Annotated in this window: 24 protein-coding genes and 1 tRNA gene; 7 read left to right on the top strand and 18 right to left on the bottom strand. The window is 70.2% G+C overall.

Annotated elements, in window-relative coordinates; genetic code table 11:
• Positions 1–14 precede the first annotated feature (14 nt).
• The 5 genes from FIF60_RS07360 to FIF60_RS07340 all read right to left on the bottom strand — a co-directional run bounded on the left by FIF60_RS07360 (position 15) and on the right by FIF60_RS07340 (position 5,238).
• Positions 15–977: a Bug family tripartite tricarboxylate transporter substrate binding protein gene (locus FIF60_RS07360; RefSeq protein WP_158639107.1), complete on the bottom strand. Its 963-nt coding sequence runs from the start codon at positions 975–977 to the stop codon at positions 15–17.
• 80 nt (positions 978–1,057) lie between these two features.
• Positions 1,058–2,575 (bottom strand): tripartite tricarboxylate transporter permease, encoded by a 1,518-nt coding sequence (locus FIF60_RS07355; RefSeq protein ID WP_144185390.1) that lies wholly within the window; start codon positions 2,573–2,575, stop codon positions 1,058–1,060.
• Between the two features lie 2 nt (positions 2,576–2,577).
• Positions 2,578–3,057 (bottom strand): tripartite tricarboxylate transporter TctB family protein, encoded by a 480-nt coding sequence (locus FIF60_RS07350; RefSeq protein WP_144185388.1) that lies wholly within the window; start codon positions 3,055–3,057, stop codon positions 2,578–2,580.
• A 28-nt stretch (positions 3,058–3,085) separates the two neighbouring features.
• Positions 3,086–4,096, bottom strand: coding sequence for a Bug family tripartite tricarboxylate transporter substrate binding protein (locus FIF60_RS07345; RefSeq protein WP_144185386.1), 1,011 nt, complete (start codon positions 4,094–4,096; stop codon positions 3,086–3,088).
• A 77-nt stretch (positions 4,097–4,173) separates the two neighbouring features.
• On the bottom strand, positions 4,174–5,238 hold the full coding sequence (locus FIF60_RS07340; protein ID WP_239451532.1) for a 4-hydroxythreonine-4-phosphate dehydrogenase PdxA: 1,065 nt from the start codon (positions 5,236–5,238) through the stop codon (positions 4,174–4,176).
• A 134-nt stretch (positions 5,239–5,372) separates the two neighbouring features.
• Between FIF60_RS07340 and FIF60_RS07335 the strand changes: the two genes are divergently transcribed.
• Positions 5,373–6,068, top strand: a complete 696-nt coding sequence (locus FIF60_RS07335; RefSeq protein ID WP_239451531.1) for a GntR family transcriptional regulator — start codon at positions 5,373–5,375, stop codon at positions 6,066–6,068.
• Positions 6,069–6,088: 20 nt separating this feature from the next.
• On the opposite strand, the gene FIF60_RS07330 is transcribed toward FIF60_RS07335, so the two are convergent.
• The 4 genes from FIF60_RS07330 to FIF60_RS07315 are packed head-to-tail and all read right to left on the bottom strand — an operon-like array spanning position 6,089 to position 9,568.
• Positions 6,089–7,366, bottom strand: a complete 1,278-nt coding sequence (locus FIF60_RS07330; RefSeq protein ID WP_144185382.1) for a TRAP transporter large permease — start codon at positions 7,364–7,366, stop codon at positions 6,089–6,091.
• The gene (locus FIF60_RS07325; RefSeq protein WP_144185380.1) at positions 7,363–7,869 is read right to left on the bottom strand and encodes a TRAP transporter small permease; all 507 of its coding nucleotides are present in this window, start codon (positions 7,867–7,869) and stop codon (positions 7,363–7,365) included. The genes FIF60_RS07330 and FIF60_RS07325 overlap by 4 nt, the downstream gene beginning before the upstream one ends.
• Positions 7,869–8,540 (bottom strand): cyclase family protein, encoded by a 672-nt coding sequence (locus FIF60_RS07320; protein ID WP_144185378.1) that lies wholly within the window; start codon positions 8,538–8,540, stop codon positions 7,869–7,871. The genes FIF60_RS07325 and FIF60_RS07320 overlap by 1 nt, the downstream gene beginning before the upstream one ends.
• Before the next feature lie 17 nt (positions 8,541–8,557).
• Entirely contained in the window at positions 8,558–9,568 is a 1,011-nt protein-coding gene (locus FIF60_RS07315; protein WP_144185376.1) for a DctP family TRAP transporter solute-binding subunit, read from the bottom strand.
• A gap of 90 nt (positions 9,569–9,658) precedes the next feature.
• On the opposite strand from FIF60_RS07315, the gene FIF60_RS07310 reads away from it, so the two are divergent.
• On the top strand, positions 9,659–11,035 hold the full coding sequence (locus FIF60_RS07310) for a flagellar biosynthesis protein FlgA (RefSeq protein ID WP_144185374.1): 1,377 nt from the start codon (positions 9,659–9,661) through the stop codon (positions 11,033–11,035).
• 30 nt (positions 11,036–11,065) lie between these two features.
• On the opposite strand, the gene FIF60_RS07305 is transcribed toward FIF60_RS07310, so the two are convergent.
• The 3 genes from FIF60_RS07305 to pip all read right to left on the bottom strand — a co-directional run bounded on the left by FIF60_RS07305 (position 11,066) and on the right by pip (position 12,585).
• Positions 11,066–11,470 (bottom strand): GFA family protein, encoded by a 405-nt coding sequence (locus FIF60_RS07305; RefSeq protein WP_204251131.1) that lies wholly within the window; start codon positions 11,468–11,470, stop codon positions 11,066–11,068.
• Positions 11,471–11,505: 35 nt separating this feature from the next.
• Positions 11,506–11,582: transfer RNA gene (locus tag FIF60_RS07300), tRNA-Arg, on the bottom strand.
• A gap of 34 nt (positions 11,583–11,616) precedes the next feature.
• Positions 11,617–12,585: a prolyl aminopeptidase gene (pip, locus tag FIF60_RS07295; RefSeq protein ID WP_144185373.1), complete on the bottom strand. Its 969-nt coding sequence runs from the start codon at positions 12,583–12,585 to the stop codon at positions 11,617–11,619.
• Between the two features lie 258 nt (positions 12,586–12,843).
• Between pip and FIF60_RS07290 the strand changes: the two genes are divergently transcribed.
• Positions 12,844–13,461, top strand: a complete 618-nt coding sequence (locus FIF60_RS07290) for a hypothetical protein (RefSeq protein WP_144185371.1) — start codon at positions 12,844–12,846, stop codon at positions 13,459–13,461.
• On the opposite strand, the gene FIF60_RS07285 is transcribed toward FIF60_RS07290, so the two are convergent.
• Together FIF60_RS07285 and FIF60_RS07280 are read right to left on the bottom strand one after the other, a co-directional pair.
• A complete protein-coding gene (locus FIF60_RS07285; protein WP_144185369.1) occupies positions 13,458–14,009 on the bottom strand; it encodes an NUDIX domain-containing protein in 552 nt (183 codons plus the stop codon). The genes FIF60_RS07290 and FIF60_RS07285 overlap by 4 nt on opposite strands.
• Positions 14,006–14,668: a TetR/AcrR family transcriptional regulator gene (locus FIF60_RS07280; protein WP_144185367.1), complete on the bottom strand. Its 663-nt coding sequence runs from the start codon at positions 14,666–14,668 to the stop codon at positions 14,006–14,008. The genes FIF60_RS07285 and FIF60_RS07280 overlap by 4 nt, the downstream gene beginning before the upstream one ends.
• A gap of 59 nt (positions 14,669–14,727) precedes the next feature.
• On the opposite strand from FIF60_RS07280, the gene FIF60_RS07275 reads away from it, so the two are divergent.
• The 3 genes from FIF60_RS07275 to FIF60_RS07265 are packed head-to-tail and all read left to right on the top strand — an operon-like array spanning position 14,728 to position 16,732.
• Positions 14,728–15,099: a DUF423 domain-containing protein gene (locus FIF60_RS07275; RefSeq protein ID WP_144185365.1), complete on the top strand. Its 372-nt coding sequence runs from the start codon at positions 14,728–14,730 to the stop codon at positions 15,097–15,099.
• Positions 15,096–16,061 (top strand): SAM-dependent methyltransferase, encoded by a 966-nt coding sequence (locus FIF60_RS07270; protein ID WP_144185363.1) that lies wholly within the window; start codon positions 15,096–15,098, stop codon positions 16,059–16,061. The genes FIF60_RS07275 and FIF60_RS07270 overlap by 4 nt, the downstream gene beginning before the upstream one ends.
• Positions 16,037–16,732, top strand: coding sequence for an SDR family NAD(P)-dependent oxidoreductase (locus tag FIF60_RS07265; protein WP_144185361.1), 696 nt, complete (start codon positions 16,037–16,039; stop codon positions 16,730–16,732). Before FIF60_RS07270 ends, FIF60_RS07265 begins: the two co-directional genes overlap by 25 nt.
• Before the next feature lie 7 nt (positions 16,733–16,739).
• On the opposite strand, the gene FIF60_RS07260 is transcribed toward FIF60_RS07265, so the two are convergent.
• Positions 16,740–18,632, bottom strand: coding sequence for a patatin-like phospholipase family protein (locus FIF60_RS07260; protein WP_144185359.1), 1,893 nt, complete (start codon positions 18,630–18,632; stop codon positions 16,740–16,742).
• 99 nt (positions 18,633–18,731) lie between these two features.
• On the opposite strand from FIF60_RS07260, the gene FIF60_RS07255 reads away from it, so the two are divergent.
• Complete coding sequence (locus FIF60_RS07255; RefSeq protein WP_158639106.1) at positions 18,732–20,516, top strand: helicase-related protein; 1,785 nt, start codon at positions 18,732–18,734, stop codon at positions 20,514–20,516.
• 21 nt (positions 20,517–20,537) lie between these two features.
• On the opposite strand, the gene hemC is transcribed toward FIF60_RS07255, so the two are convergent.
• The 3 genes from hemC to FIF60_RS07240 form a co-directional block, all read right to left on the bottom strand.
• Positions 20,538–21,533, bottom strand: coding sequence for a hydroxymethylbilane synthase (gene hemC / locus FIF60_RS07250; protein WP_239451537.1), 996 nt, complete (start codon positions 21,531–21,533; stop codon positions 20,538–20,540).
• Positions 21,534–21,645: 112 nt separating this feature from the next.
• Positions 21,646–22,845 carry a geranylgeranyl diphosphate reductase gene (locus FIF60_RS07245; RefSeq protein ID WP_144185353.1) on the bottom strand — a complete coding sequence of 400 codons (1,200 nt, stop codon included), beginning with the start codon at positions 22,843–22,845 and terminating at the stop codon, positions 21,646–21,648.
• Between the two features lie 10 nt (positions 22,846–22,855).
• The gene (locus tag FIF60_RS07240) at positions 22,856–24,199 is read right to left on the bottom strand and encodes a BCD family MFS transporter (RefSeq protein ID WP_144185351.1); all 1,344 of its coding nucleotides are present in this window, start codon (positions 24,197–24,199) and stop codon (positions 22,856–22,858) included.
• Positions 24,200–24,203 lie beyond the last annotated feature (4 nt).

The following is a 24,203-nucleotide window of genomic DNA, read 5'->3' as shown; positions in this document are numbered from 1 at the left end:
CTGGGGAGACTGCCTCAGCTGCGCGCAAGGCCGAGCTCGCGCAGCAGCCCGCCGGCGGTGTCAGACACCCGCGAGGCGAAGGTGGCGAACTGCTCGGATGTTTCCCAGATCGGCACGATGCCGCGGTCGGCCATCGCGCGGCGCACCTCCGGCCGCGCATGCGCCTTCTGCAGCGCCTCGACAAGCTGCGCGCGCACGGGGGCGGGAATGTTCCTCGGCGCAAGGAAGGCGAACCAGTTCTCGAACGTCCAGTCGATGCCGAGCTCCTTCAGGGTCGGCGCGTCGGGGTAGGCCGCCATCCGCTCGCTTCCCATCACGGCGACGACGCGGACCTGGCCCGCATCGGCGAGCGCCTTCGCCTCGACCGGCGAGCCGGTGAAGACGCTCACCCCGCCAGCGACGAGGTCCTGCAGCGCGGGCGCGCCGCCCTGGCTCGGGATCCAGCGGATCTGGTCGGCCGGAAGGCCCATCGCCTTCGTCATGCCGGCCGCGGCGAGATGCCACGCACCGCCCGTGCCGACGCCGGAGCCCGTGTACTGCCCCTTGCGGCCTTCCTTCAGCGCCGCAGCAAAGGCAGCGAAGTCGCGCCACGGCCCGTCCGCCTTCACCGTCACACCGGCGGGGATCAAGGAAATGCGCGAGATCAGGTCGAAGCTGTTCGGCCCGAGATCGGCCTGGCCGAGCAGGCGGAAATTTACGAACTCGGATGTGCCCGTGCCGATCGTGTAGCCATCGGCCGGCGCGGTCGCGATCGCGGAATGGCCGACCACGCCGTTTCCGCCCGTGCGGTTGACGACGTTCACCGTCTGGCGAAGTTCCTGCTCGATGCCGGCGGCGATGATGCGCGTGACCGTATCGGCCCCGCCGCCGGCGGCCCACGGCACGATGACGGTCAGCGGCCTATTAGGCCAGCCCTGCGCATGCGCGATGGCGGGCATCGCAAGCCCGGCGGCGAGAACGGCTCGGCGGTTCAGCATTGTGTTCGTTCCTCCTCGGTTGTCCGGCATTGCTTTGCCGTGCTTGGGCCGGAGCGGAGCCCGGCCGTTGGAGCCTCGCATCATTCCCTGGCCGCGTGCAGAGCCTTCCTCGCCCGCATCGACGTGATCCAGGCCGTCACGAAGGGCGAGGCGAGCAGCAGCAGCGCCAGGGTCGAGATCGTGCCGACCAGCGCGTTCGACCAAAGCACTGTGATCGAGCCCTGCGACATGATCATCGACTGGCGGAACGCATCCTCCGCCCGGTCGCCGATCACCATGGCGAGGATGAGCGGCGCGATCGGGTATTCGAGCTTCTTCATCGCCCAGCCCGCGATGCCGAAGACGACGGCAAGCCAGAGGTCGAACGGCGCGCCGGCAACGGTCCAGGCACCGACGATGCAGACGGTGACGATGATCGGGCCGATGATGGTGAAGGGAACCGACAGCATCGCGGCGAACAGAGGAACGGTCGCGAGCACGAGGATCACGCCGACGACGTTGCCGACGTACATCGAGGCGATCATCCCCCAGACGAAATCGGCGCGCTCGACGAACAGCATCGGCCCCGGGTTGAGCCCCCATATCATCAGCCCGCCAAGCATGACCGCGGCTGTCGCGGACCCAGGAATGCCGAGGGCGAGCATCGGCAGCATCGCCGCGGTGCCAGCGGAATGATCCGCCGTCTCCGGCGCGATGACCCCTTCGGGTTCACCCTTGCCGAAATGCGCGCCGCGCTTGGACATGCGCTTGGCAAGCCCGTAGGACATGAAGGAGGCTGCCGTCGGCCCGCCCGGCGTGATGCCCATCCAGATTCCGACGGCCGAGCCTCGCAGCATCGTCACCCAGTAGCGCGGCAGGCGGCGGATGGCGGCAAGCACGGCGCGCGGGCGAAGCCGGGCATCGGCTCCCTTGAACTCGAGCCCTTCCTCGAGCGTCAGCAGCATCTCGCCGATGCCGAACAGGCCTATGACGACGACGAGGAAGGAGATGCCGCGGATCAGGTCATTGAAGTCGAAGGTCAGCCGCATCGCGCCCGAGACGCTGTCCATCCCGACCGTCGCGAAGCCGAAACCGAGCGCGATGGAGACGATGGTCTTGAGCGGCGACCCGCTGCCGAAGGCAATGAAGGAGCAGAACGCGAGGAGATAGACGGCGAAGTACTCTGCCGGCCCGAACTTCAGCGCGAAGGACGTCACGAACCCCGACAGAAGCGTGATCACCACCACGCCGAGCAACGCGCCAAACCCGGCCGACATGAAGGCGAAGGTCAGCGCCTCGGAGGCGCGCCCGTCGCGCGCCATCGGGTAGCCGTCGAAGGTGGTCGCAACCGAGGATGGCTCACCCGGTATGTTGAACAGGATCGATGTGGTCGAGCCGCCGAACAGCGCGCCCCAGTACGTGCTGGTCAGCAGGATGATCGCAGAGACGGGGTCCATCGAGAAGGTGATAGGGAGAAGCAGCGTCACCCCGTTCGGCGCGCCGAGCCCGGGCAGGACGCCGACGAGGATGCCGAGCAGCACGCCGAGGATCATCAGCAGGATGTGCTCGAACGTGAGCGCGATGGCGAAGCCCTGCAGCAACGCGTCGAGATTGCCCATGCTCAGGCGAGCCCCAGCCAGACCTCGACCGGCCCCTTGAGCAGCGGCACGGTGAACCAGACCTCGAACAGGACCCACGACACCGCCGGCACGGCGAGCGCGACGGCGATCGAGGTGCGCCAGGGGTGGCTGCCCATGGTGCGCAGGACGAACGCGAGATAGAGCGCGGTTGCAATGTAGAGGCCGAGTACCTGGGCGATCCCTACATAGGCGACGAGGGGGAGGAAGAAGCCGAGCATGCGGCGGGCGCTTTCGCGCGAAAGAACAAGCTGTCGCCGACGTTCGCCCATCATCAGCGCCTGCGCGGCAATCGCGAGGCTGACGACAACGAGGATGATGCCGAGGCGGAACGGGAAGTATCCTGCCTGCGGCCCATCCGCCGCCCAGCCGACCTCATGCTCGAGAGCGCCGAGGATGGAGAGGGAGCCGAGCACGAACACCACGGCACAGGCCGCAAGCTCGAGCTGCAAGCGTGTCAGCATCGCTCCCTCTCCCCGGTCGGCAGCGACGTCAGTTCACAAGCCAGCCTTCGGCCTGGAAGATCTCGCGCGAGGCTTCGACATCCTTGCGGATGTGCTCGGAGAAGGCGTCACCGGTCGTGAACCGGGTGCTCTGGCTGGTGCGGGTGATGTAGTCCTTCCACTCCGGCGTCTCGACGACGCGGCGCATCACGTCGACCCAGTAGGCCTGCTGCGCCGGGGTGGTGCCGGGCGGCAGGAAGGTCGTGCGCGGCATCGAGAACTCCTCGATGGGGATACCCTGGCTCGAGCAGGTCGGGATGTCGTGCCAGCCCTGGGTCTGCGTCACCAGCTCACCACGGGCCATCGGCTCGCGGCGGAACACGCAGACCGGCCTTACCTGGCTGCCGCGCCAGCCGCCGATGCTCTCGGAGGGGTTGTTCGTGTTGGCATCGATATGGCCGCCGGCAAGCTGCGTGCCCGCCTCGCCGCCCCCGCGGAACGGAACGTAGGTGAACCGGACATTCGCGGCGCGCTGGATGAGGCTCGTCAGCGTCTGGTCGGTGTCCTTCGGCTGGCTGCCGCCCATCTTCAACGGCGGGTTTGCCGACCGCGCAGCAGCGAGGAAGTCGGCCGCCGTCCTGTGCGGGCTGTCGTACTTCACCCACAGCATGAACTCGTCGAAGGCGAGGATCGCGACGGGGCGGAAATCCTCGGCCTTGAAGGCAACCCGCGACACCATCGGCAACAGCCACGTGTTGTTCGTCGCAAACACCACCTTGTGGGCATCGCCCTGCGCGCCGCGGGCGTAGACGAACCCTTCCGCGCCCGAGCCCGCGCCCTTGTTGGTCACGATGATCGAGGTCGGCACCAGGTTGTGCTTGGTGATCGCGCCCTGAACGGTGCGCGCGAACACGTCCGTTCCGCCGCCGGCGCCGGAGGTGACGACGAACTCGATCGGACGCGTCGGTCGCCACTCGCCCTGCGCGGCCGCGGGAAGCGCCCCCGGCAGGGTGAGAACGGCGGCGGCCAGGGCCGCTCGTGTGAAGCTGCGTCGTGACATGGCTGGCTATCCTCCTCGCCAATGGATGATCGTTTCGGCCGGCCCTTGTGCCCGGGCCGTTCTTGCGGAGCCCGTCGTCAGGCGGCCTTGCGCGGCGCCCTAACGGCGGAGACCGAAAGCGGAGCCGGCGGTCGCACACGTGGCGCGGCCGCCGCCATGCGCGCGGCGAGCAGAAGTGCCGCGCGCGTCGCACCGGTGTTCGCCTTGCCGGTTCCGGCGATGTCATGCGCCGTGCCGTGCGCGGGCGTGCAGATGGGGAACGGGAAGCCGCCGAGCATGGTCACGCCGCGATCGAAGCCGATCAGCTTCATCGCGATCTGGCCCTGGTCGTGGTACATCGTCAGTACGGCATCGAAATCGCCGCGCTGGGCGCGGAGGAACACCGTGTCGGCCGGGAACGGGCCGTCGCAGGCGATGCCGCGCGACTTCGCAGTCTCGACCGCAGGTCCGATCACGTCGATCTCCTCGCGGCCGAAATTCCCGCCATCACCGGCATGCGGGTTGAGGCCGGCCACGGCGATGCGCGGCGAGGCGATGCCCGATGTACGCAAGGCATCCGCCGTCAGCACGAGATTGTCGATGATTTCATCCGGTGTGATCAGCGCGGCGACGTCCTTCAGCGGCACGTGGGAGGTGACGCGCGCGTTCCACAGCCCCTCGAGGATGTTGAACTCCTTGGCCTTGCCGTCGAACCCGAGCACGCCCGCAGTGAAGCCGATCTCGTCCTCGTAGGGCGGGTGGGCGAGGCGCATCGCCGCCTTGTTGAACGGCGTGAAGGCAACCGCATCGGCCTCGCCTGCGAGGCCGAGGAGCAGCGCGGTGCGAAAGTTCTCAAGCGCGAAACGGCCGCTTGCGAGGTTCACCGTGCCGAAAGGCGCGTCCTTCGGGTCGAGATGGCCGAGATCGACGAACACGGAACGATCGCGCGGCAGCGTGGCGTCGGGTCCCACGACGGGAAGGGTGACGGGCAGGCCGACGATGCTCGCGCCGCGTGCGAGAACCCGGGAATCGCCGATGACGATGTAGCGGGCCGCTGCGGCGATGTCGGCATCGGCGAGGACCTTGGCCATCAGTTCCGATCCGATGCCGGATGCGTCGCCCATGGCGAAGGCGATCGTCGGCGTGTGCTTGGCGTCGGCCATGGCGGCACGGTCCCCGGATGTTTCCTCAGCAGTCCTTAACATCGTCAATCGCGTTACGCAACACACTGTGCACTGCATACAGCATTGTCCCGACTCCGTCGGCAGGCTAGGCTCCCAGCATGGAGACACCAGGATTGACGGGCCCGCGCGCAGGCACATCGCCCTCCTCGGGCAACGATGCGCCCGTGCTGCCGATCGCGCGGCGGACGCTGCATGACGAGGTGGCGAGCCGCGTGCGCGACATGATCATCGAGGGCCACCTCGCGCCTGGTCGCCGCGTGAACGAGGTCGCGCTCGGGCAGCTTCTCGGGGTCTCGCGCACGCCATTGCGCGAGGCGATCAAGACGCTTGCGAGCGAAGGCCTCGTCGAGATCGTCCCGGCCCGCGGTGCCGTCGTCCGCACGCTCACGCTGAAGGACCTCTGCGACAGCCTCGCGGTCGTCAAGGCGCTCGAGCAGCTCGCTGCCCGCCAGATCTGCGCCGAGGGCTCCTCCGCAGCCATCGCCGAGATCGGCGCGCTGCATGCGGCGATGATGGACCGCTACGCAGCGCGCGACCGCCTCGCCTACTTCAAGCTCAACCAGGAAATCCATTCGGCGATCGCGCGCCTCTCGGGCAATGCCGTCCTTGCGACGCTGCATACCCAGCTCCAGTCGCGCATGCGGCGCATCCGGTTCATCGGGCATGAGGGGCCGGAGAAATGGGCCGCCGCCGTCGCCGAACACGAGGAGATGGCTGCCGCCATCGCGCGGCGCGACGGTGAGGCCGCCGCGGAGGTGATCGGCCGCCATCTCGACATGGCGATCGAACGGGTGCGCGACAGCCTCTGATACCGACGGGCCGCAACGCCTTACCGCAGCCACCGCAGCGGGACCGTGACGAGCTCGGGCACGAATACGAGCGCGAACAGGACAGCGACCTGCGACGCAAGGAACGGCAGCACCGCGACCGTGACACGCCCGAGCGGCACACGGCCGACGGCGGAGGCGACGTTCAGCACCGTGCCGACAGGCGGCGTGATTAGCCCGATCGAGGTGTTCATCACGAAAAGCACGCCGAAATAGACCGGGTCGATCCCGGCCGAACGGACGATCGGCATCAGCACCGGCGTCAGGATCAGGATGGTCGGGATCAGGTCGAGCGCCGTACCGGCGACGAGCACGAGCACCATCATCGCCACGAGCAGCGTGGTGCGGCTGCCCTCGAACGGCGCGAGGAGCGCGCGCATCTCCGCAGGGATGTCGGCGATCGCGATCAGGTAGGCGGAGACGGACGCGGCGGCGACGAGCAGCATCACCGAGGCAGTGGTTCGGATGGCCGAGACGAGGACATGCGGCACGGCGGAGAGCGCAAGCTCGCGATAGCCGAAGATGCCGACCGCGAGCGCGTAGACCGCCGCCACCACGCCCGCTTCTGTCGGCGTGAAGATGCCGAACTTGAGGCCGAGGACGATGATCACCGGAAGGCCGAGCGCGAGCAGCCCGTCGCGTAGCGCCGCGGCGGTTTCGCGCCAGGTCGCACGCGGCAGCATCTCGACCTTCTCCTTGCGCGCGACGAATGACCAGGTGACGGCAAGTGCGGCGCCCATCAACAGGCCTGGCGCGACGCCGGCGAGGAACAGCGAGGTGATGGAGACATTGCCCGCGACGCCGAACACGATGAACGCGATCGATGGCGGGATCACCGGCCCGATGATGCCGCCCGCCGCCATCAGCCCCGCCGCACGCCCCGTGTCGTAGCCTGCTCGGCGCATCATCGGCATCAGCACCGAGGCGAGCGCCGCGGTGTCGGCCACGGCAGAGCCGCTGAGGCTCGAGAGCAGCACGGCGGCGATGATCGCGACGTAGCCGAGACCGCCGCGCCTGTGGCCAACGAGCGCCAGGGCGAAGGCGACCAGGCGGCGCGACAGCCCGCCCGCGCTCATCGCCTCGCCCGCGAGGAGGAAGAACGGAATCGCCAGCAGCGCGAAGCTGTCGGCGGCGTTGATCATCTGCAGCGCCACCGTCTGCGGATCGATGCCGCCGGTGAACTGCATCATCACCAGGGACGAGACGAGCAGCGCGAACGCCACCGGCATGCCGAGCGCCATCGCGCCAAGCAGCGAGGCAACGAAGACGAGGAGCGTCATGCGCCCGGTTCCGCCTCGTGCGTCGGAAGCGGCGGCTCGCGGCCCCTCAGCGCCTCGACCAGGTCGGCGAGCGCAAAAAGGGCGAGGCCCGCGGCGCCGACCACCGCTGCCGCATAGGCGTAGCCCATCGGAAGGCCGGAGACGGGCGCGGCATTGGTCATGTTCATCGCCGTCTGCGTCCAGGCACCGCGGAGGAAGACGAGGCAGCAGAGAAGCGTCAGCGCCGCAGCGAGCGCACGGCATACGACGCGGCCGCGCCGCGGCAGCAGGCGCACCGCGAGGTCGAAGCCGAGATGGCCCCGCCTGCGCGCGACAGCCACGGCGCCGAGGAAGGTGATCCAAACGAACAGGACGCGCGAGATCTCCTCCGTCACCGTGATGCCTGAATTGAAGCCGTAGCGCAGCACCACGTTGCCGAAGACCATGCCGAGCATTGCGAGCAGCGCCAGTGCCAGAAGCCACTCCGCCGCCGTCAGCACGAGGCCGGCAAGGCGCGCGAGCATCAGACCGACAGGCCCTCGATGGCGTAGACGCGGGCGGGCGCGCCATCCGCCCCCGGGATCTTCAGCGGCGCGGCGGAGAGCAGCACGCGCCGTTCGGACAGCGCGGTCGTGTTCACGAGATACTCGATCAGTGTCACCCCGCCGCGAAGCAGCGTGTCATGCGTCACGTGCTGGTCGAACGGAACCGTCACGCCGTCGAGCAGAAGCCGGATCGGGTAGTCCTGCGGGAAATCGAACGCAACAGCAGAGGGCCTCCGCGAGACGAGCCACTCGGCGGCTGCGCGGTTCAGCCACGGCGCGCGCTTCCAGAAGCCTGCCGTGTTCCAGTCCTCATGCCTGTCCCACCCGCTCGAGAGAAGCAGGATCTCCCCCTCCGCGCCGCCCGGGTCTGCGGCGGCGAGACGCTCGGGCCCGATCTCCTCCTCCGCGCGCACGTCGCGCAGGTCGAGAACCCGGCAGGCGCCGACGACGCGCTCGAGCGGTGTGGCCTCGATCGTCGGCGCATCGGCGAGGATGTGCGCCTGCGCGTCGACATGCGAGAAGCCATGACAGGCGGCATCGAGGCGGGAGATGCGGAACTGGTCACCCGCCTTGATGTTGCCGGTGACCGAGAGAACCGTCTTCCAGCGGAAATGGTCCGCGATCGGCATCGTCAGGTCGACGATGCGCATGCCGGATGCACCCATGCTCAGGCAGTCGGGCCGGCAGCGACGATGCGGTCGAGCACGGCGGAGCCGAACCGGCCGACATAATCCTGCCGCGTCTCTGCCATGACGATCTTCGCCATCGCGTCGCGATCAGGCTGCTCGACGACGGCCATGCCCTTCGCCTTCAGCTCCGCCACTGCGGTGCCCTCGCCCTCCTCGTTCATCCGCCTCTGCCGCGGCGTGATCGAGGCGGCGACGCCGCGCAGCACCTCCTGCTGGGCGGCAGGAAGTGCGGCGAGCCTCTGCGAGGACATCGCGAGGATGCCGGCGGTGTAGGCGTGCCGCGTCAGGCTCAGGTGGCGCTGAACCTCGAAGAACCGGGCATTGAGGATGAGCGTCGTCGGGTTCTCCTGGCCGTCGACCGCGCGGGTCTCGAGCGCGGTGAAGAGCTCGGTGAACGGCATCGGTGCGGGCGTGGCGCCGAGAAGCTGGAAGGCCTTGATATGCGCTGGGTTCGGCGTGGTGCGGATCTTCAGCCCCCGGATGTCGGCCGGGCCCTGCACCGCGCGGCGCGAGTTCGTCAGGTTGCGGAAGCCGATGTCCCAGAAGCCGAGCACGGCGAGGTTGGCGGGCTCGAGCTCCTTGGCGAGCTCGTTGCCGATCTCGCCGTCGAGTACGCGCGCCACATGCACCCGGTCACTGAACAGGAAGGGCAGGTCGAGCACGTTCAGCTTCGGTGCGAGGCCGGTGAAGAACGGGTTGCCTGTCAGAACGATGTCGAGCGTGCCGCCACGCGCGGCGTTGATCGTCGTCGGGTCGCTGCCGGCCGCGCCGCCCGAGATGACCTGGACGGTGAGTGCGCCGCCGCTCTTGGCGCGCACCTCCTCGGCGAAGAGCAGAGCGGCCTTGTGCCAGCTGTCGCTCTCCGGATGCGGGTGGGCGAAGCGGAGCCGCGTCGCCTGGGCTCGGGCCGTGCCACCGATCCACGGTGCGGCGAGGCTGGTGGCGGCAAGGCTGGCAGCGACGAGGCTGCGGCGGCGGAGCTTGGTCATGGCGTTTCTCCCCATTTGCCCTTTCCGGCATTGTGTGCACTGTATGCAGAACACCATCGCAAATGCAATGAGCCGAGAGAAACGCCCGCCATGCAGTTCCAGACCCTGTTCCGCGCAGCCGCAGAACGGCCCGTCCGCGCAGCCCTGCTAGGCGCGGGGGAGTTCGGCCTCTCGCTGATCGCGCAGGCGCGGCGCACTGCTGGGCTCCGCATCGTCGCGGCGCTGGACCGCGACCTCGAGCGCGTCGCCTCCAAGCTCGCAGCCGTGGACACGCCGCATCGCCGCTGCGCCAGCGCCGCCGAGGCACGCTCTGCGCTCGATGCCGGAGAGATCGCGCTCTGCGAACGGATCGACGACCTCCTCTCCCTCCCGCTCGATCATGTCGTCGAGGCAACGGGCCATGCCGAGGCCGCGGTGCGCCACGCGCTCGCCGCGCTGGAGGCAGGCATCGGCGTCACGATGGTCTCGAAGGAGGCGGAATGCGTGGTCGGCCCCGCGCTCGCGGCGCGGGCGCGCAAGGCCGGCCTCGCCTGGACGCTGGTGGACGGGGACCAGCCCTCGCTTCTCATCGGGCTCGTCTCCTGGGCGCGCACGCTCGGGCTGCCCATCGTCGCGGCGGGCAAGAGCAGCGAGTATGATTTCGTCTTCGATCCGGCCACCGGCGTGACGCGCTGGCTGTCCGAAAGTGTCGCGGCTCCGCAGCTCGCAGAGCACTGGCACCTCGGCAAGGGCGAGGTGGCAGGGACGATGGCCGCACGCGCCAAGGCTCTGGCTGCCCTGCCGCAGCGGACGGTGCCGGACGCCTGCGAGATGTCGCTCGTGAGCAACGCGACCGGGCTGATGCCGGACAGGGACGTCTTCCATGCGCCGATGGCGCGGACGATCGAGCTGCCCGACCTATACGCCACGCGCGCCGAGGGCGGCGTGCTCGACCGCGAGGGCGTGGTCGATGTGTTCAACTGCCTCCGCCGTCCCGACGAGGCGAGCTTCGCCGGCGGCGTCTTCGTCGTCGTTTCGCTTGCCGACCGCGCCACCGGAGAGCTGTTCGCCGGCAAGGGCATCCCCGTGTCGCGCGACCGCTCGCGGGCGCTGATCTATAACCCCTCGCACCTGCTCGGCGTCGAGGCGCCGATCACAGTCATGGCGGCGGCACGGCTCGGCCATTCGATGGTCGATGCCGAGTACCGCCAGCGCGTCGACCTCGTCGCGCGGGCGGATCGCGACCTGCCGGCTGGCCACGCGCTCGAGATCGTCGGCACACGCCATGCCGTGCCGGGGCTCGACGCCGCACTCCTGCCCGCGAAGCCCGTGCGCGGCGGCAATCCGCTTCCCTACTACATGGCGGTGGGGCTGACGCTGGCACGACCGGTGGCGAAGGACGCGCTGGTGACGGCGGACGATGTCGTCGCACCGGAGGGAAGCGCGCTGTGGGCGCTCAGGCGCGAGGCGGACGCGGCGCTGGGCTGAGCGTCGCGCCCGCGGCTCTGTGGGCCGCGATCAGTCGGGGTCCTTGTCGTAGGTCCGGATGCCTTCCGGCAGCTGCACCCAGGAATGCCGCCTGCACTCGTAGACGGACACGGTCGGCGGCGGAAACCCCGGATCGGCGAAGGCGCCGACGGCGACCGCGACGGATCGCGCCTCGCGTCCCTCCTCCGTGTGAAAGAGGGTCGTTCCGCACACAGGACAGAACCGGAAGGTGAAGCGCGCCCCGCCGTCTCCCTGCCGCACGTATTCGGTGGCCTTGCCGTGCACCAGCCAGGGTGGGGCGAAGCTCGCGAGCGCGGCGAACACGCTGCCTGTGCGGCGCTGGCAGGCGAGGCAGTGGCACACCCCGACGCCCCGCGGCTCACCCTCGACCTCGATGCGGAGCTGGCCGCAGCTGCACGATGCGGTTCGGGTCACCAGGCCACACCTCATGAGCCGTGACGGCGGCAGGGTGGCGTCCCCGAGAGGATTCGAACCTCCGGCCCCAGGATTAGGAATCCTGTGCTCTATCCTGCTGAGCTACGGGGACGTGACCATCCATCTAGCATGACGGGCGCTAGGCGTCAGCCCAGGGCGATCTCGGCCGCCAGAGGGCGGATGCGCTCGACGGCCGCAAGCAGGGCCGAGCGGATCCCGGGCTCGAGCGCCGAGTGCCCGGCATCGGCCACGATCGTCAGCCGCGCGCGCGGCCAGGCCTCGGCCAGCGCGAAGGCGCTCTCGGGCGGGCAGATCATGTCGTACCGCCCCTGGATGATCTCTGCAGGAAGGTGGGCGATGCGATGCATGTGCGCGAGCAGCCCGCCCTGGGGCAGGAACAGGCGGTTGGCGAAGTAGTGCGCCTCGATGCGCGCAAGCCCCAGCGCCGTCCTGTCCTCCGCGAAGGACGCGACCGTCTCGGGGCTCGGCAGAAGCGTGCTGCACGAGCCCTCGTAGATGCTCCACGCCCTTGCCGCGGGGAGATGGACGCGCGGGTCAGGGTCGTCGAGCAGGCGGCGATAGGCGTCGAGAAGCGCCTGGCCGCTCCTGGCCCCCACCTGGTCGGCGAACGGGCCCCACACATCGGGGAAGAAGCGCGCGAGCCCATCGAGGAACCAGTCGAGCTCTCGGTCGCGGCCGAGGAAGATGCCACGCAGGACGAAGCCCGCAACACGCTCGGGGTACGCCTGGCCATAGGCAAGCGCCAGGGTCGAGCCCCAGCTTCCGCCGAACACGAGCCAGCGCTTCACCCCGAGATGCTGGCGGAGCCTCTCGATGTCGGCCACGAGGTGCGGCGTGTCGTTGGCGACGAGGCTGCCGAGCGGGCGGGAGCGGCCGGCGCCGCGCTGGTCGAAGATCACCACCTTGAAGCGGCCGGGGTCGAAGAAGCGGCGATGCACCGCCCCCGCGCCCGCGCCAGGCCCACCGTGCAGGAACAGAACGGGCTGGCCTGACGCGTTGCCCACCTGCTCCCAGTACATCGTGTGGCCGTTGTCGAGGGGCAGGTAGCCGCTGTCGAAGGGCGCGATGTCCGGATAGAGGTCGCTGCGAGGCATCTGCACTCCCGATCGGCGCGCGGCCGCGAGGCCGACGCAGGCACCGCCCTATCTAGCCGAAGCCTCCGCCGCGCGCACAGCCCCTGCCCGGGCGTGGGTATTTTCCGTGCCGCCCCGCCGCGTTACCCTTCGTCCACCATGGGGAAGAATGACACGGCACCGGCCTGCTGCGCCGTCTGCGGAAGGGAGAGTCCGCAGCGTACGCTCCGCTCGGTTGCCCAGCACGGGCCGCCCGATCTCGATCTCCGCCCTGCGGAGATGGCCCGCAGCACCATGCCGCACTGGCTGCAGCAATGCCCGAACTGCGGCTATGTCTCGCCCCGCATCGACGAGGCCGACGAAGCCGCCTCTGCCATCGTCGCCGGCGGCCCCTACCGCGCGCTGCTTGCCGAGGCCGGCTACCCGCCGCTTGCGCGCCGCTTCCTGTGCCGGGCGATGCTTCTCGAGGAGACGGGTGACCTGCATGGGGCGGCCGAAGCGACGCTGCATGCCGCCTGGGTGGCGGACGATTCCCGCAAGCCCGACCTCGCCCGCGCCTGGCGCCTCGATGCGGTGGCGCTGTTCCGCCAGGGGCCGCGGCCGGATCTCGAGCAGCGCGTGCGGATCGTCGATATCCTCAGGCGGGCCGGCGATTTCGGCGGTGCGGCTGCGCAGGCGGGAGAGCTGGAGCGTGCCGGCCTCCCCGACCCGGTGGATCGCGTCGTCGCCTTCGAGCGGCGGCTGATCGCTGCGGGCGATGTGCGGGCCTATACGGTGGCATCCGCCATGCCGCCGCCTTCGGCACGTCCGCATGTGACGCATCGCGGCGGCGCTGCGCCGCGGCCCGGAAGCGGCGGCCTCCTCGCCGCGCTCAGGCGGCTGTTCCGCCGGCGCTAGGCCTCGGCCTTCCGACCCTCCGGTGCGGACACATCCCACCTTTCCGCTTCGGCCAGGCGCGGCGGGTGGGCGAGCGCGGCCTGCGCATGCAGGGCGATGCCGATGCGGGCCGACAGCGCCACCCGCGCCTCGAGCAGGAGCAGGTGCGGCGGCATCAGCACCCGTCCCGCCCCCTCGCGTTGGTCGAGCGCGGGGACGGATGCGGCGGCGATGGTGCCGGCGAAGAGCTGCAGCGCCGCGCGCTGCAACGGCAGCCCAAGCTGCCTGACCGGAAGCCACACGAGGCGGAACGGCGCGAGGTCGTCGGGAACGAGGCCGATCTCCTCTATCAGCTCCCGCCGCATCGCCTCCTCGGGCGCCTCGCCGTCCTCGATGCCGCCGCCGAACAGACCGAACGCGCCAGGGTGGAGGATCTCCGGCTTGTCGTCGCGAATCTGCAGGAGGTAGCGGCCCCACTCGTCCGTCAGCAGCGCGCCGGCGAAGCGCCGATCTGCCAGCGAAGGGTTGGGCAGCCAGTGGTCAGCCACTACGCCGTCGCCGGCCGTCATGACAGAGCCCGCCTCGGGCCGAAGGCTGCGAGGAAGGTCACGACCGCCGCGTCGACGGAAGCCTCGATCGCCGCTGCCTCGCTTGCCGCATCGTCCGCCGCAGGCAGGCCGAGCATGCGGCGCATGAAGGCCGAGGTGCGAAGCAGGGCGAGGAACTGCTCCGCCATCACCATCGGCTCGCCTTGCCCGAGCGCGCCCGCCTCCTGCCGACGCCGCACCCAACCCGAGAACCAGCCCAGAAGCCGCATCGGCCCGCTCTCGAAGAAGGCGCGGCCGAGCTCTGGGAAGCGCGGCCCCTCCGCCATCACCACGCGCCAGATCGCGAGCACGTCCTGCCGGAACAGGAAGGAGAGATAGCCCCGCCCGATTTCGCGCAGCGCCTCGGTGACATCCGACGCTTCCTCGGCATGGCCCGCCTCCCCGGCTTCGGCATGGCGCGAGCAGGCTTCGCCGACGATCGCTGCGAAGAGCGCATCCTTGCCGGAGAAATAGGCGTAGAGCGTCGCCTTCGAGACGCCTGCCTCGCGCGCGACGGCATCCATGCTTGTCGCGCCATAGCCCTGCGCCATGAAGAGCGAGGAGGCCGCGTCGAGCACCTGGCGCCGCTTGCGTTGCGGTGCGGAGGGAGACGAGACCAGGGCATGGCCTGCATTCGGCATCACTCGACAAATTGAACTGCACCGTTCAGTTTCGTCAAGTCGCAGGGGAGTCTGGCTGCATGGAACGCATCTGGCTGGTGCTCGGGTCGCTCTCGGGAGGCACCGCGGTCGGGCTCTCGGCGCTACGCGCGCACGCCCTGCCGCAGCGCCTCGATGCCGCTGCGCTCGCCATGGTCGACAGTGCGCTGACGATGCAGGGCTGGCACGCCCTCGCCCTTCTCGCCGCGGCGCTGATCGCGGCGCGGACGCGGATTGCCCATGGTGCTGGAGCCTGCTTCGCGGCGGGTCTGATTCTGTTCTGCGGAGCGGTCTATGCGACCGCCTTCGCGGGCCTCCGCCTCGGCCCTGTCGCGCCGCTCGGCGGCGCGCTTCTCATGGCGGGGTGGCTCCTCCTCGCCATCGCCGGGCTCGCTCGCTGGCGCGGAGCATGATCGCCTCCGCCTATCTCGCGGCAGAGGGGTTCGAGGCGCCGCTCGAGGAGGAGCTTGCCCGGCGTGGCGCGCGCATCGCCGCATGGCACGGCCGCCTCGCACTCAGCCCCGACGCGCCGGTGCCCGCCGCCTGGGCGCTCAATGCATGGACCGAGCCGGACACGATCCCGATCGCCTCGATCGGTGATGCGGCGAACCGGCTGCGCGCGATCCAGCGGAACTGGGCCGCCTATGCACCGCTGCACCATCGCCGTGCTGCGCTGATCGTCGACAGGCTGCCGCATGTCTCGGCCAAGCCGCTCGTATTTCCTGCCGCCGCGCCGGCCGCGCCGCTCGGAAGCTGGACCCTTCTCGAGCCCGGTACGCTGCTCGCGAGCGCGGCCTGCACGAGCCCCTTCCCCAACGGCGAGGCACACTTCGTCGAGGATCGCGAAGGTCCGCCGAGCCGGGCCTACCTGAAGCTCTGGGAAGCGTTCGCGCTCCTCCGACGATGGCCGGCGCCGGGCGAGATCGGCCTCGACCTCGGCGCCGCGCCCGGTGGGTGGACCTGGGTGCTCGCGAAGCTCGGCGCGCGCGTCACCGCGATCGACAAGGCGCCGCTCGATCCCGCCATCGCAGCCTTGGACGGGGTGGGCGCGCTGCGCGAAAGCGCCTTCGCGATCGACCCCCCGGCCTGGGTGTCCGGGCACGGCATCGTCGACTGGCTCGTCTGCGACGTGATCGCCTATCCGCAGCGCTCCCTCCGGATGATCCGCGCGTGGATCGAGGCGAACGCAGTACGCAACATCGTCTGCACGCTGAAGTTCCAGGGCGAGACCGACCATGATGCCGCGGAGGGCTTCGCAGCGATCGCACACGGCAGGCTGCTTCACCTGTTCCACAACAAGCACGAGCTCACCTTCCTCTGGCCGTGCGACGCGAAAAAGGAGCACCAAGCATGTCCGACAAGGGCACCGCCCTGATCATCGGCGCGGGAGAAGGCATCAGCGCCTCCTTCGCCCGACGCCTCGCCGCCGCCGGCTACCGCGTCGCGCTCGCCGCGCGTGATACCACCAAGCTCGCCGCCCTGTGCACCGAAACGGCAGCGACGGCCCATGCGGTCGACGCGGCCGATCACGCCTCCGTCGAGCGCCTCTTCTCGGCGATCGACGCGACCATGCCGCCGCTGTCGGCGCTGCACTACAACCCCTCCTTCCGCGTGCGCGGCCCGATCGTCGACCTCGCGCCCGAGGACGTCGCGCGCTCGCTCGCCGTCACCGCCTTCGGCGGCTTCCTCGCCGGACAGCAGGCGGCGCGGCGCATGCTCGCGCGGAGCGGCGGAACGATCCTGTTCACCGGAGCGTCGGCGAGCGTGAAGGGCTACGCGCAGTCGGCCCCGTTCGCGATGGGCAAGTTCGCGCTGCGCGGCCTCGCCCAGGCGATGGCGCGCGAGCTGCAGCCGAAGGGAATCCACGTCGTCCATATCGTGATCGATGGCGGCGTGCGCAGCCAACGCCGCCCGGCGGACCCGGCGCGCCCCGATGCGCTGCTCGACCCCGATGCCATCGCCGACACGATGATGGCGGTGCTCTCCCAGCCGCGCAGCGCCTGGAGCCTCGAGGTCGAGCTTCGGCCCTGGGTCGAGCCGTTCTGAGCCATCTTCAGCGCGGGCGCGGCGTCGCGCGGTCGAGCTCGGCGACGGCTTTCGCGATCGCATCCGACGCGGCCTTGCCGGCCGTCTCGCCCGGCACGCGCAGGGCCGAGGCCCAGGCGCGCTCGAGCGCCCGCAGGGCAATCTCGTCGATGCGCTTGCGGAACGCATTGGCGAGCACGCGCAGCGGCCAGGCCTGCTCGGCGATCTTCTCGCCCACCATGCGTCCGACGAAGGCTTCCGCGCCCTTGCGGAAGCGCGGGGTGAGGATCGTCGCATCGACCTGGGCCGTCACGGCGGCGACGCGTTCCTCGATCCGCGTCTTCACATCCGCGGCCCTGAAGGCTCCCGCTGGCCAGGTTGGCTCGGGCGCGGCCTCGGGTGCGCCGAGGTCGAGCCCCTCGGCAGAAGAGCACAGCGGAACGATCGGCAGATGCCGGCGCGTATCGCCGCGCGGCAGGATGCCGAACCGCACCCTCGCCTCCTCCGTCCAGCCAGGCGTCGAGAACAGCGGGTTTCCTTCCGGCAGGACGAAGTACTTGCGGAGGAAGCTCTGGCAGTTGCGCCTGCCGAGCAGGAAATCATGGGCCCGGTAGGCACGCGAGAAGAACCCCATGAAGCCGCCGAGATAGCCGCCCGCGATCGCCGACTTCCCCGACCAGTCTCCCCCCCGGCTCGGTGCGATCAGGAAACGGCTATAGACGTCCGGGTCGGCCGCGAGCGCAAGGTCCTCCGGCTTGAACCGTGCCTCGCGCACGAGCGCATCGAAGAGCGGCAGCAGCGTCGCGTGCAGGCCGGTTTCATGGTCAGGGCCCGGCAGGCCGGGCTCGACGAAGGGATCGACCATCAGCACCGCGCGGTTCGCACGCTCGCCCTCTCGGAGGTTCCGCCCGCCCCATCCCGCCAGCGCACGGCGCACGAGATCAAGCGGCTCGTTGTTCATCGCGCCGCCGTCGAGCACCAGCATGCGGTAGCGCTCGTCCATCTCCGCCGGCCAGTCGGGCAGGCCGAGTGCGGGGTTCTCAGGCGGGGCATCGCCGAATGCGCCCGCAGGGGTGAGCAGGGCGCGATAGGCGTAGTCGTCGCGCAGCCGCGTCACCTCGCGCGGGCGAAGCGCCACCGGGAAGGCGCCGGTGCCGAGCGCCGCGGCGCGGAAGAGATCGCCCACGAAGGCGCCCTGCGCAAGGTCCCCACGCTCGACCGCCACCTCGCCAGGCCGCGTGGCCGGCGCGGCGGTCGCCGATGCCGCCGCATCGGCGGCAACGGTGAAGCACACGCTGTCCGCGTGCGACCACATGAAGTGCGAGGTCGCGCCCTCGCGGCCTGAGAAGCGAAGCGCGTAGGGCACGCCGCGGAGATTGGCGAGGGTGAGGATCACGCGCACGGGGTCGGCGAGCCAGGGCCGCCGCACCGGGGGAAGCGTCGCGACGCGCGCGATCGTGGTGTCGACGATGCGGTCGAGCACCGTGCAGTCGAGCGCCGAGCGGATCGGCGCGCCCTCGGGCAGGTCATCGGCCCGCAGGAGCTGGTCGATGTCGATCATCTCGACCCAGGCCTGCCAGAGCGGGTTCTCGCGCTGCGCCTCGGCATCGGCGAGCGATCGCACGGGCCGGAAGCGGCGGTCGAGGAACAGGCCCGCGATCGCCGCGCACATGCCCCCTGCCGATGCCCCGCCGAGTACCTTGACCGTGACGTGATGCAGCGGTCCGGAGGCGCCGAGGCGCGCATTCTCGGCCTCGAACCCGTCGAGCGCCTCGATCAGGAAGTCGAGCACGCCGGCGGTGTAGGCGCCCGCGGAGATCGCGCCGGCCATGCAGAGGCCGAGCTCGAACCGCCCGGGGTCAGGCTCCGCCTCCTCGCGAGGATAGGCCCGCCACCACTGCGCTGCGAGCGTGTCTGCCATCTCGTCCTCCCCCTGCTCATTGCCAGGATGATCCTAGCGCAACCCTTGGCCGCCGTTGGGCCTTGACGCGTCATGCAGCAACCGCGCACACGCAAGGCCGTGGACACACCCGCCCCCTCATCCCGCACCCGGCTCGACCTCCTGCTGCATGGCCTGCGCGTTCCGGTGCGTCGGGAGGACATCGCGGCCGGTCTCGCCGCCATCGCCGCCGACCCCGAGCTCGACGACATCGCGCTGATCTCGGTTCTGGCCGAGGCGATCCGCGGCAGGCTGCGCCGAGCCGAGAACGACGGGGCGATGGTGCATGCCGAGCGTGCGCGCGCCGAAGCCCGCCTCGAGGAATGGCGTCGCGAACGGCTCGGCACGCTGCATGCGAAGGCGAGGCACCGGCACGAGCAGGAGGTCGTCGGCGCGCTCACGCTCGGCCGCTGGGTCGCCTCCTTCCAGCAAGCCCGCGCGATCCGCCGCGAGATCGTCGCGCTGCTCGGGCCGACCAATAGCGGCAAGAGCCACGCGGCGTTCGACATGCTCGCTGAGGCCCATCGCGGCGCCTATCTCGCCCCGCTCCGCCTGCTCGCCTGGGAAGGCACTGAGCGCCTCGCCGAACGCGGAATCGCTGCCAGCCTGATGACGGGAGAGGAGAGGCGGATCGTTCCGGGGGCGCGCCATCTCTGTGCAACCGTCGAGATGGCCGACCTGTCCTCGGAGGTTGATGTCGCGGTCATCGACGAGATCCAGATGCTCGCAGACGAGGATCGGGGCTGGGCCTGGACGCAGGCGGTGATCGGCATGCCGGCTCGGCGAATCGTGCTCGCCGGCGCGGCCGAGGCGGAGCCGATGATCCGGCGGCTGGCGTCCCTCACCGGCGAGAGCATCACGGTCAGACGATTCGAGCGCATGGTGCCGCTGACCCTGCTCGATCGCCCCGTGCCGCTTGCCAAGGCAGAGCCCGGAGACGCGATCGTCTGCTTCTCGCGACGCGATGCCTTCGCGCTCCGCGAGGCGTTGATCGCCAGGAACAAGCCTCCCGCGATGGTCTATGGCGCGCTCGGCCCCGATGTCCGCAGGGCGGAGGCGGAACGGTTCCGCAGCGGCACCGCGCCCGTCCTGGTCGCGACGGACGCGATCGGGATGGGACTGAACCTGCCCATCCGGCGCATCCTGTTCGCCGCAACGACGAAATACGGCGGCCTCGGGCCCCATCTCATCCGACAGATCTCCGGCCGGGCGGGGCGGTATGGCCACTACGCCGAAGGTTTCGTCGGCGTGCTCGCGGGCGAGGACGAGACGCCGATCCGCGCAGCGATCGAGCACCCGCCCCCGCCGCTCGAGGGGCCGATGCGCGTTCTGCCGCGCGAGCAGCAGCTTCTCGACATCGGCCGGCGCCTCGGAGCGCCGAGCCTCATCCGCGTTCTCACGGTGGTGGCGGAGCGTTTCCGCTGGCCCGCGAGCGGCATCGAGCTCGGCCGGCTCGACGATGCGATGGCGATGGCCGAGATCACCGCCGCCGCGAGGCTGCCGCTGAAGGACGCGCTCGGCTATCTCGGCTGCCCGGCCGATCTCCGCGACAAGCGCACCTCGATGCAGCTCATCGCCTGGGCGCGGCGGCATGCGCATGGCGTGGAGGTGACCGCCCCGCCGCCTCCGCCGCGGCGGCTCGACCAGTCCGTCGCCGGCGACCCGGGCGACCTTGCCGACGCGGAGCGCGCGGCAAAGCTTCTCACCGCCTATCTCTGGCTCGCGCAGAAATGGCCGGGCATCTACATCGAGGAGGAGGAAGCGCGCGCAAGCCAGGCGAGGCTCAACGCGCATATCGAACGTTCGCTCCGCCAAGGCGCGAGCGCGCGGTTGCGCAAGCGCTGGGCAAAGGGCGACTTCGCCTGAACCGCTCGCCTGTGCCGTCGCTCAGTCGAGGAAGATGTCAGCTGGGCTGTCGCGCTTGAGGCTCTCGCCGAGTGCCGTGCCGATTCGCGCAGCATCCGAGGCCGCGCCGATCATCACCCGTCGCAGCATGAACGTCCCGTCCTCGCTCGCGACAAGTCCGGTAAGGCGGATGTCGCCGTCGGGCTGCAGAACGGCATAGCTGCCGACGGGCGTGCGGCAGGAGCCGTCGAGCGCATCGAGCAACGCCCGCTCGGCCGTCGAGACGATCCTCGCCTCGCGGTCCTCAATGGCGGAGAGAAGCTCGCACAGCTCCTCGTCCTCCTCGCGCACGGTGATGCCGACGATGCCCTGCCCTGCGGCGGGAACCATGATCTCCGGGGAAAGGGCGATGTCGGCCATGTGCTCGAGGCCGAGGCGGCGGAGGCCGGCGACGGCAAGAAGCGTCGCATCCACCGTTCCGTCATGCGCCTTGGAGAGGCGCCTCGCGACGTTGCCGCGCAGCATCGTCACCTTGAGGTCCGGCCGCGCGGCGAGAAGCTGCGACTGACGGCGCACCGAGGAGGTGCCGACGAGCGCCCCATGCGGGATCGCGCCATAGGGGTCGGCGCTGTCGGCCGGGCCGCAGCGGGGACCGAGGATGAGCGCATCGCGCTCGTCCTCGCGGGCGAGGCAGCAGGCGAGTACGATGCCGGGGGGAAGCTTCGTCTCGAGATCCTTCATGCTGTGCACGGCGAAGTCGACGCGGCGCTCGCAGAGCGCCTCGTGGATCTCCTTTGCGAACAGCCCCTTGCCGCCGATCTCGGCAAGCCGCCTGTCCTGGATGATGTCGCCCGAGGTGGCGATCGTGTGCTCTTCGAACGCCTTGGCCGCGTTGAGCACCGGGCAGAAGCCCGAGATCATGCCGAGGAACATGCGCGTCTGCCAGAGCGCGAGCGGGCTGCCGCGCGTGCCGACACGAAGCGGCAACGATCTCGCATGGGAACGGACACGCCGTCCACCGCCAGGCAGTTCGGAGATGACGCGACGGCCGCCGCCATCACCCTGACCGAACCCGCCTTCCGACAAAGTGCTCAACGCCCTCTCCCCATACCCTGCCTGGCCTTGTTCCCCGCTCCGCTCCGGTGCCGTCTCATGCCGAGGCGAGCCCCGTGAGATGGGCGAGGTTCTTGAAGAAGATCCGCACATGCGCGAGCGGCCGCGCCTTGACGAGTTCCTTGTTCATGTACGCGTCCCACGTCAGCGTCTGCACGTCCTTGTCCCTGCAGATTCTGACGAAGCGCTCGCGCCGCTCGTCGGTGCCGTACCAGTAGGTCTGCATCACGCCGAGGATCCAGAACACCGGGCCGTGCACGCGCATGAAGCGCCGACGCGCAGTGCGCAGCGCGCGCGCATCGCCGGTGCGGCAGAATTCGCCGACCGCGTCGGCCGCGAGGCGGCCGCCGAGCATCGCGTAGTAGATGCCCTCGCCCGAGGCCGGCGCGACGACGCCCGCGGCATCGCCCGCGAGCAGAACGTTCCGCCCGTCATCCCACCGCTTCAGAGGCTTCAGCGGGATCGGTGCGCCCTCGCGGCGGATGGTCTCCGCTCCGGCGAGGCCCGTCAGCCCCCGCAGGTCGCCCACCGCACCCTTAAGGGAGAAGCCCTTGTGCGCCGAGCCTGTGCCGATGCTCATGGTCTGCCCGTGCGGGAAGATCCAGGAGTAGAAATCGGGCGACATCGCGCCGTTGTAGTAAACGTCGCAGCGCGCCGGGTCGTAGGCGGCGGTGCCCTCCTCCGGCGTGCGGACGATCTCGTGGTAGGCGAAGACGAAGGGCACCTTTTCGGCCCCCGGAACGCATTGCCGGGCAACCGCGGAGAGTGCGCCATCTGCGCCGATCACCGCGCGCGCGCGAACCGCCTCGAGCGGCGCATCGGGCGCAGCGCCCTTGGCACGATAGGTGATCGTGCTCGTGCCGTCGTCGCCGCGGTTGAGCGTCTCGAAGGTGCCGCTCACCCGTTCGGCGCCGTTCGCCGCGGCACGGCAACGAAGCCACTCGTCGAACACGTCGCGGTCGACCATGCCGACGAAGCCGCCATCGATCGGCATGTCGACCGAACGGCTCTTCGGGGAAACGATCCGCGCCGAGCGGATCCGCGCGACGAGAAGGTGCTCGGGGATGCCGAAATCATCGACCAACTTCGGCGGGATCGCCCCGCCGCACGGCTTGATGCGCCCCGCCTTGTCGAGCAGCAGGACTGACAGCCCCGACCTCGCGAGGTCGTTCGCCGCGGTCGCGCCCGAGGGCCCGCCGCCGATCACCGCAACGTCGAATGTTTCGCCGCGCGCCATGCAGCCTCCCTCAGCTTCCGACCGCAGCGGTGGGCACGGCGCCATAGCCGGGCGCGCTCCGCTGTCCGTAGGTTCCGATGCGCAGCGCGAGAAGCGCCGCCGCGATGAACAGGATGGCATCGGCCACGAAGACGGCCCCGTAGGCGGTCGCCTCGTCTGCGAAGGCCATGCGGGCTCCATCGAGCGCCATCGCGCCGGCAAGGCTGCCGAGGCCGAAGGCAATGGCCTGCGCCGCGCCCCAGAGCCCCATCCGCACGCCCTCGCGCCGCTCCCGCCCCTTGCCGACCATCAGCATCATCGAGGCAATTGCGGCGGCGGCGAAGGCGCCGTTGGCGAGGCCAAGCAGGAAGTAGGACGGCCCGAGCGGCCAGCCCGGGCCGACCTGGCCCGCGACGATCAGCATCGAGACGGCAACGGCGGCGGCAAGGCATCCGCCCACGGTCCAGGCGCGCATGTTGCCGAGCCTCGTTCCGGAAGCGAAGCTGCCGACGAGCGCGATGACGACCATGCCTGCGAGCACGCCGCCGTGCTGCATCGAGGCAAGCCGCGTCGTCTCGCCGAGCGTCATGCCGAAGACCTGCCCGGCGAAGGGCTCGAGAATGAGGTCCTGCGCGCTGTAGGCGAGCATGGACAGGAACACGAACACGGTGAAGCGCCGTGCATCCTGCTCGGCCCACACCTCGGCGAGCGCCTGGCGGAAGGCCGGCTTCGGCGCACGCTCGGCCGTCACGGGCGCCTGCACCGGCGCGTGCCGCTTCTCGATTCCCCACACCGCGACGAGCGCGAGCAGGAAGGCAAGCACGGAGACACCGGCAGAGACCGAGATGAGCCGAGGGCCGGAATAGGGGTCGAGGAGCCTGCCGGCGATCGCCGTCGTCAGGACAAAGCCCGCGATCATCATGATCCAGACGATCGACGCCGCGGCCGGGCGGCGCCGCTCGACGACGAGCGCGGCAAGGAGGACGAGAAGCGACGTGCCCGCCGCGCCGACGCCGAGCCCGATCATGACGAAGGCGACGAGCGCAAGCGCAAGCCCGGCCACGGGCGCCTCACCCATCATCGCCGTTGCCGCGGCCGCGACCACGCCGCCAACAGCGAGCACGGCCATGCCGCCGATGATCCAGGGCGTACGCTGCCCGCCCATGTCGCTGCCATAGCCCATGCGCGGGCGCAGCATCTGCACCGCGTAGTGGACGGCAACGAGAACCCCGGGAAGCGTCGCCGGCAGGGCGAGTTCGACGACCATCACGCGGTTGATCGCCGACGTCGTCAGCACCACGATCGCGCCGAGTGCCGTCTGCACGAGGCCGAGCCGCAGGATTCCCGGCCAGGAGAGCCCTGATCCGGCACCCATGCTC

The sequence above is a fragment of the Elioraea rosea genome (genome assembly GCF_007644105.1).
Classification (GTDB): domain Bacteria; phylum Pseudomonadota; class Alphaproteobacteria; order Acetobacterales; family Acetobacteraceae; genus Elioraea_A; species Elioraea_A rosea.
The sequence above is the reverse complement of the archived record's forward strand: the minus strand, read 5'-3'. Positions and strand labels throughout refer to the sequence as shown.

Bases quoted from the DNA above. Each gene is read 5' to 3' on its own strand.
- FIF60_RS07260 (WP_144185359.1), bottom strand. From the start codon at position 18,632: ATGGCAGACACGCTCGCAGCGCAGTGGTGGCGGGCCTATCCTCGCGAG.
- FIF60_RS07320 (WP_144185378.1), bottom strand. From the start codon at position 8,540: ATGCGCATCGTCGACCTGACGATGCCGATCGCGGACCATTTCCGCTGG.
- FIF60_RS07325 (WP_144185380.1), bottom strand. From the start codon at position 7,869: ATGCTCGCGCGCCTTGCCGGCCTCGTGCTGACGGCGGCGGAGTGGCTT.
- FIF60_RS07345 (WP_144185386.1), bottom strand. From the start codon at position 4,096: ATGTCACGACGCAGCTTCACACGAGCGGCCCTGGCCGCCGCCGTTCTC.
- FIF60_RS07350 (WP_144185388.1), bottom strand. From the start codon at position 3,057: ATGCTGACACGCTTGCAGCTCGAGCTTGCGGCCTGTGCCGTGGTGTTC.
- FIF60_RS07355 (WP_144185390.1), bottom strand. From the start codon at position 2,575: ATGGGCAATCTCGACGCGTTGCTGCAGGGCTTCGCCATCGCGCTCACG.
- FIF60_RS07280 (WP_144185367.1), bottom strand. From the start codon at position 14,668: ATGCCGAATGCAGGCCATGCCCTGGTCTCGTCTCCCTCCGCACCGCAA.
- FIF60_RS07265 (WP_144185361.1), top strand. From the start codon at position 16,037: ATGTCCGACAAGGGCACCGCCCTGATCATCGGCGCGGGAGAAGGCATC.
- FIF60_RS07360 (WP_158639107.1), bottom strand. From the start codon at position 977: ATGCTGAACCGCCGAGCCGTTCTCGCCGCCGGGCTTGCGATGCCCGCC.
- FIF60_RS07285 (WP_144185369.1), bottom strand. From the start codon at position 14,009: ATGACGGCCGGCGACGGCGTAGTGGCTGACCACTGGCTGCCCAACCCT.
- FIF60_RS07310 (WP_144185374.1), top strand. From the start codon at position 9,659: ATGCAGTTCCAGACCCTGTTCCGCGCAGCCGCAGAACGGCCCGTCCGC.
- FIF60_RS07275 (WP_144185365.1), top strand. From the start codon at position 14,728: ATGGAACGCATCTGGCTGGTGCTCGGGTCGCTCTCGGGAGGCACCGCG.
- FIF60_RS07340 (WP_239451532.1), bottom strand. From the start codon at position 5,238: ATGGCCGACGCCAAGCACACGCCGACGATCGCCTTCGCCATGGGCGAC.
- FIF60_RS07245 (WP_144185353.1), bottom strand. From the start codon at position 22,845: ATGGCGCGCGGCGAAACATTCGACGTTGCGGTGATCGGCGGCGGGCCC.
- FIF60_RS07330 (WP_144185382.1), bottom strand. From the start codon at position 7,366: ATGACGCTCCTCGTCTTCGTTGCCTCGCTGCTTGGCGCGATGGCGCTC.
- FIF60_RS07240 (WP_144185351.1), bottom strand. From the start codon at position 24,199: ATGGGTGCCGGATCAGGGCTCTCCTGGCCGGGAATCCTGCGGCTCGGC.
- FIF60_RS07270 (WP_144185363.1), top strand. From the start codon at position 15,096: ATGATCGCCTCCGCCTATCTCGCGGCAGAGGGGTTCGAGGCGCCGCTC.
- FIF60_RS07290 (WP_144185371.1), top strand. From the start codon at position 12,844: ATGGCCCGCAGCACCATGCCGCACTGGCTGCAGCAATGCCCGAACTGC.
- FIF60_RS07315 (WP_144185376.1), bottom strand. From the start codon at position 9,568: ATGACCAAGCTCCGCCGCCGCAGCCTCGTCGCTGCCAGCCTTGCCGCC.
- pip (WP_144185373.1), bottom strand. From the start codon at position 12,585: ATGCCTCGCAGCGACCTCTATCCGGACATCGCGCCCTTCGACAGCGGC.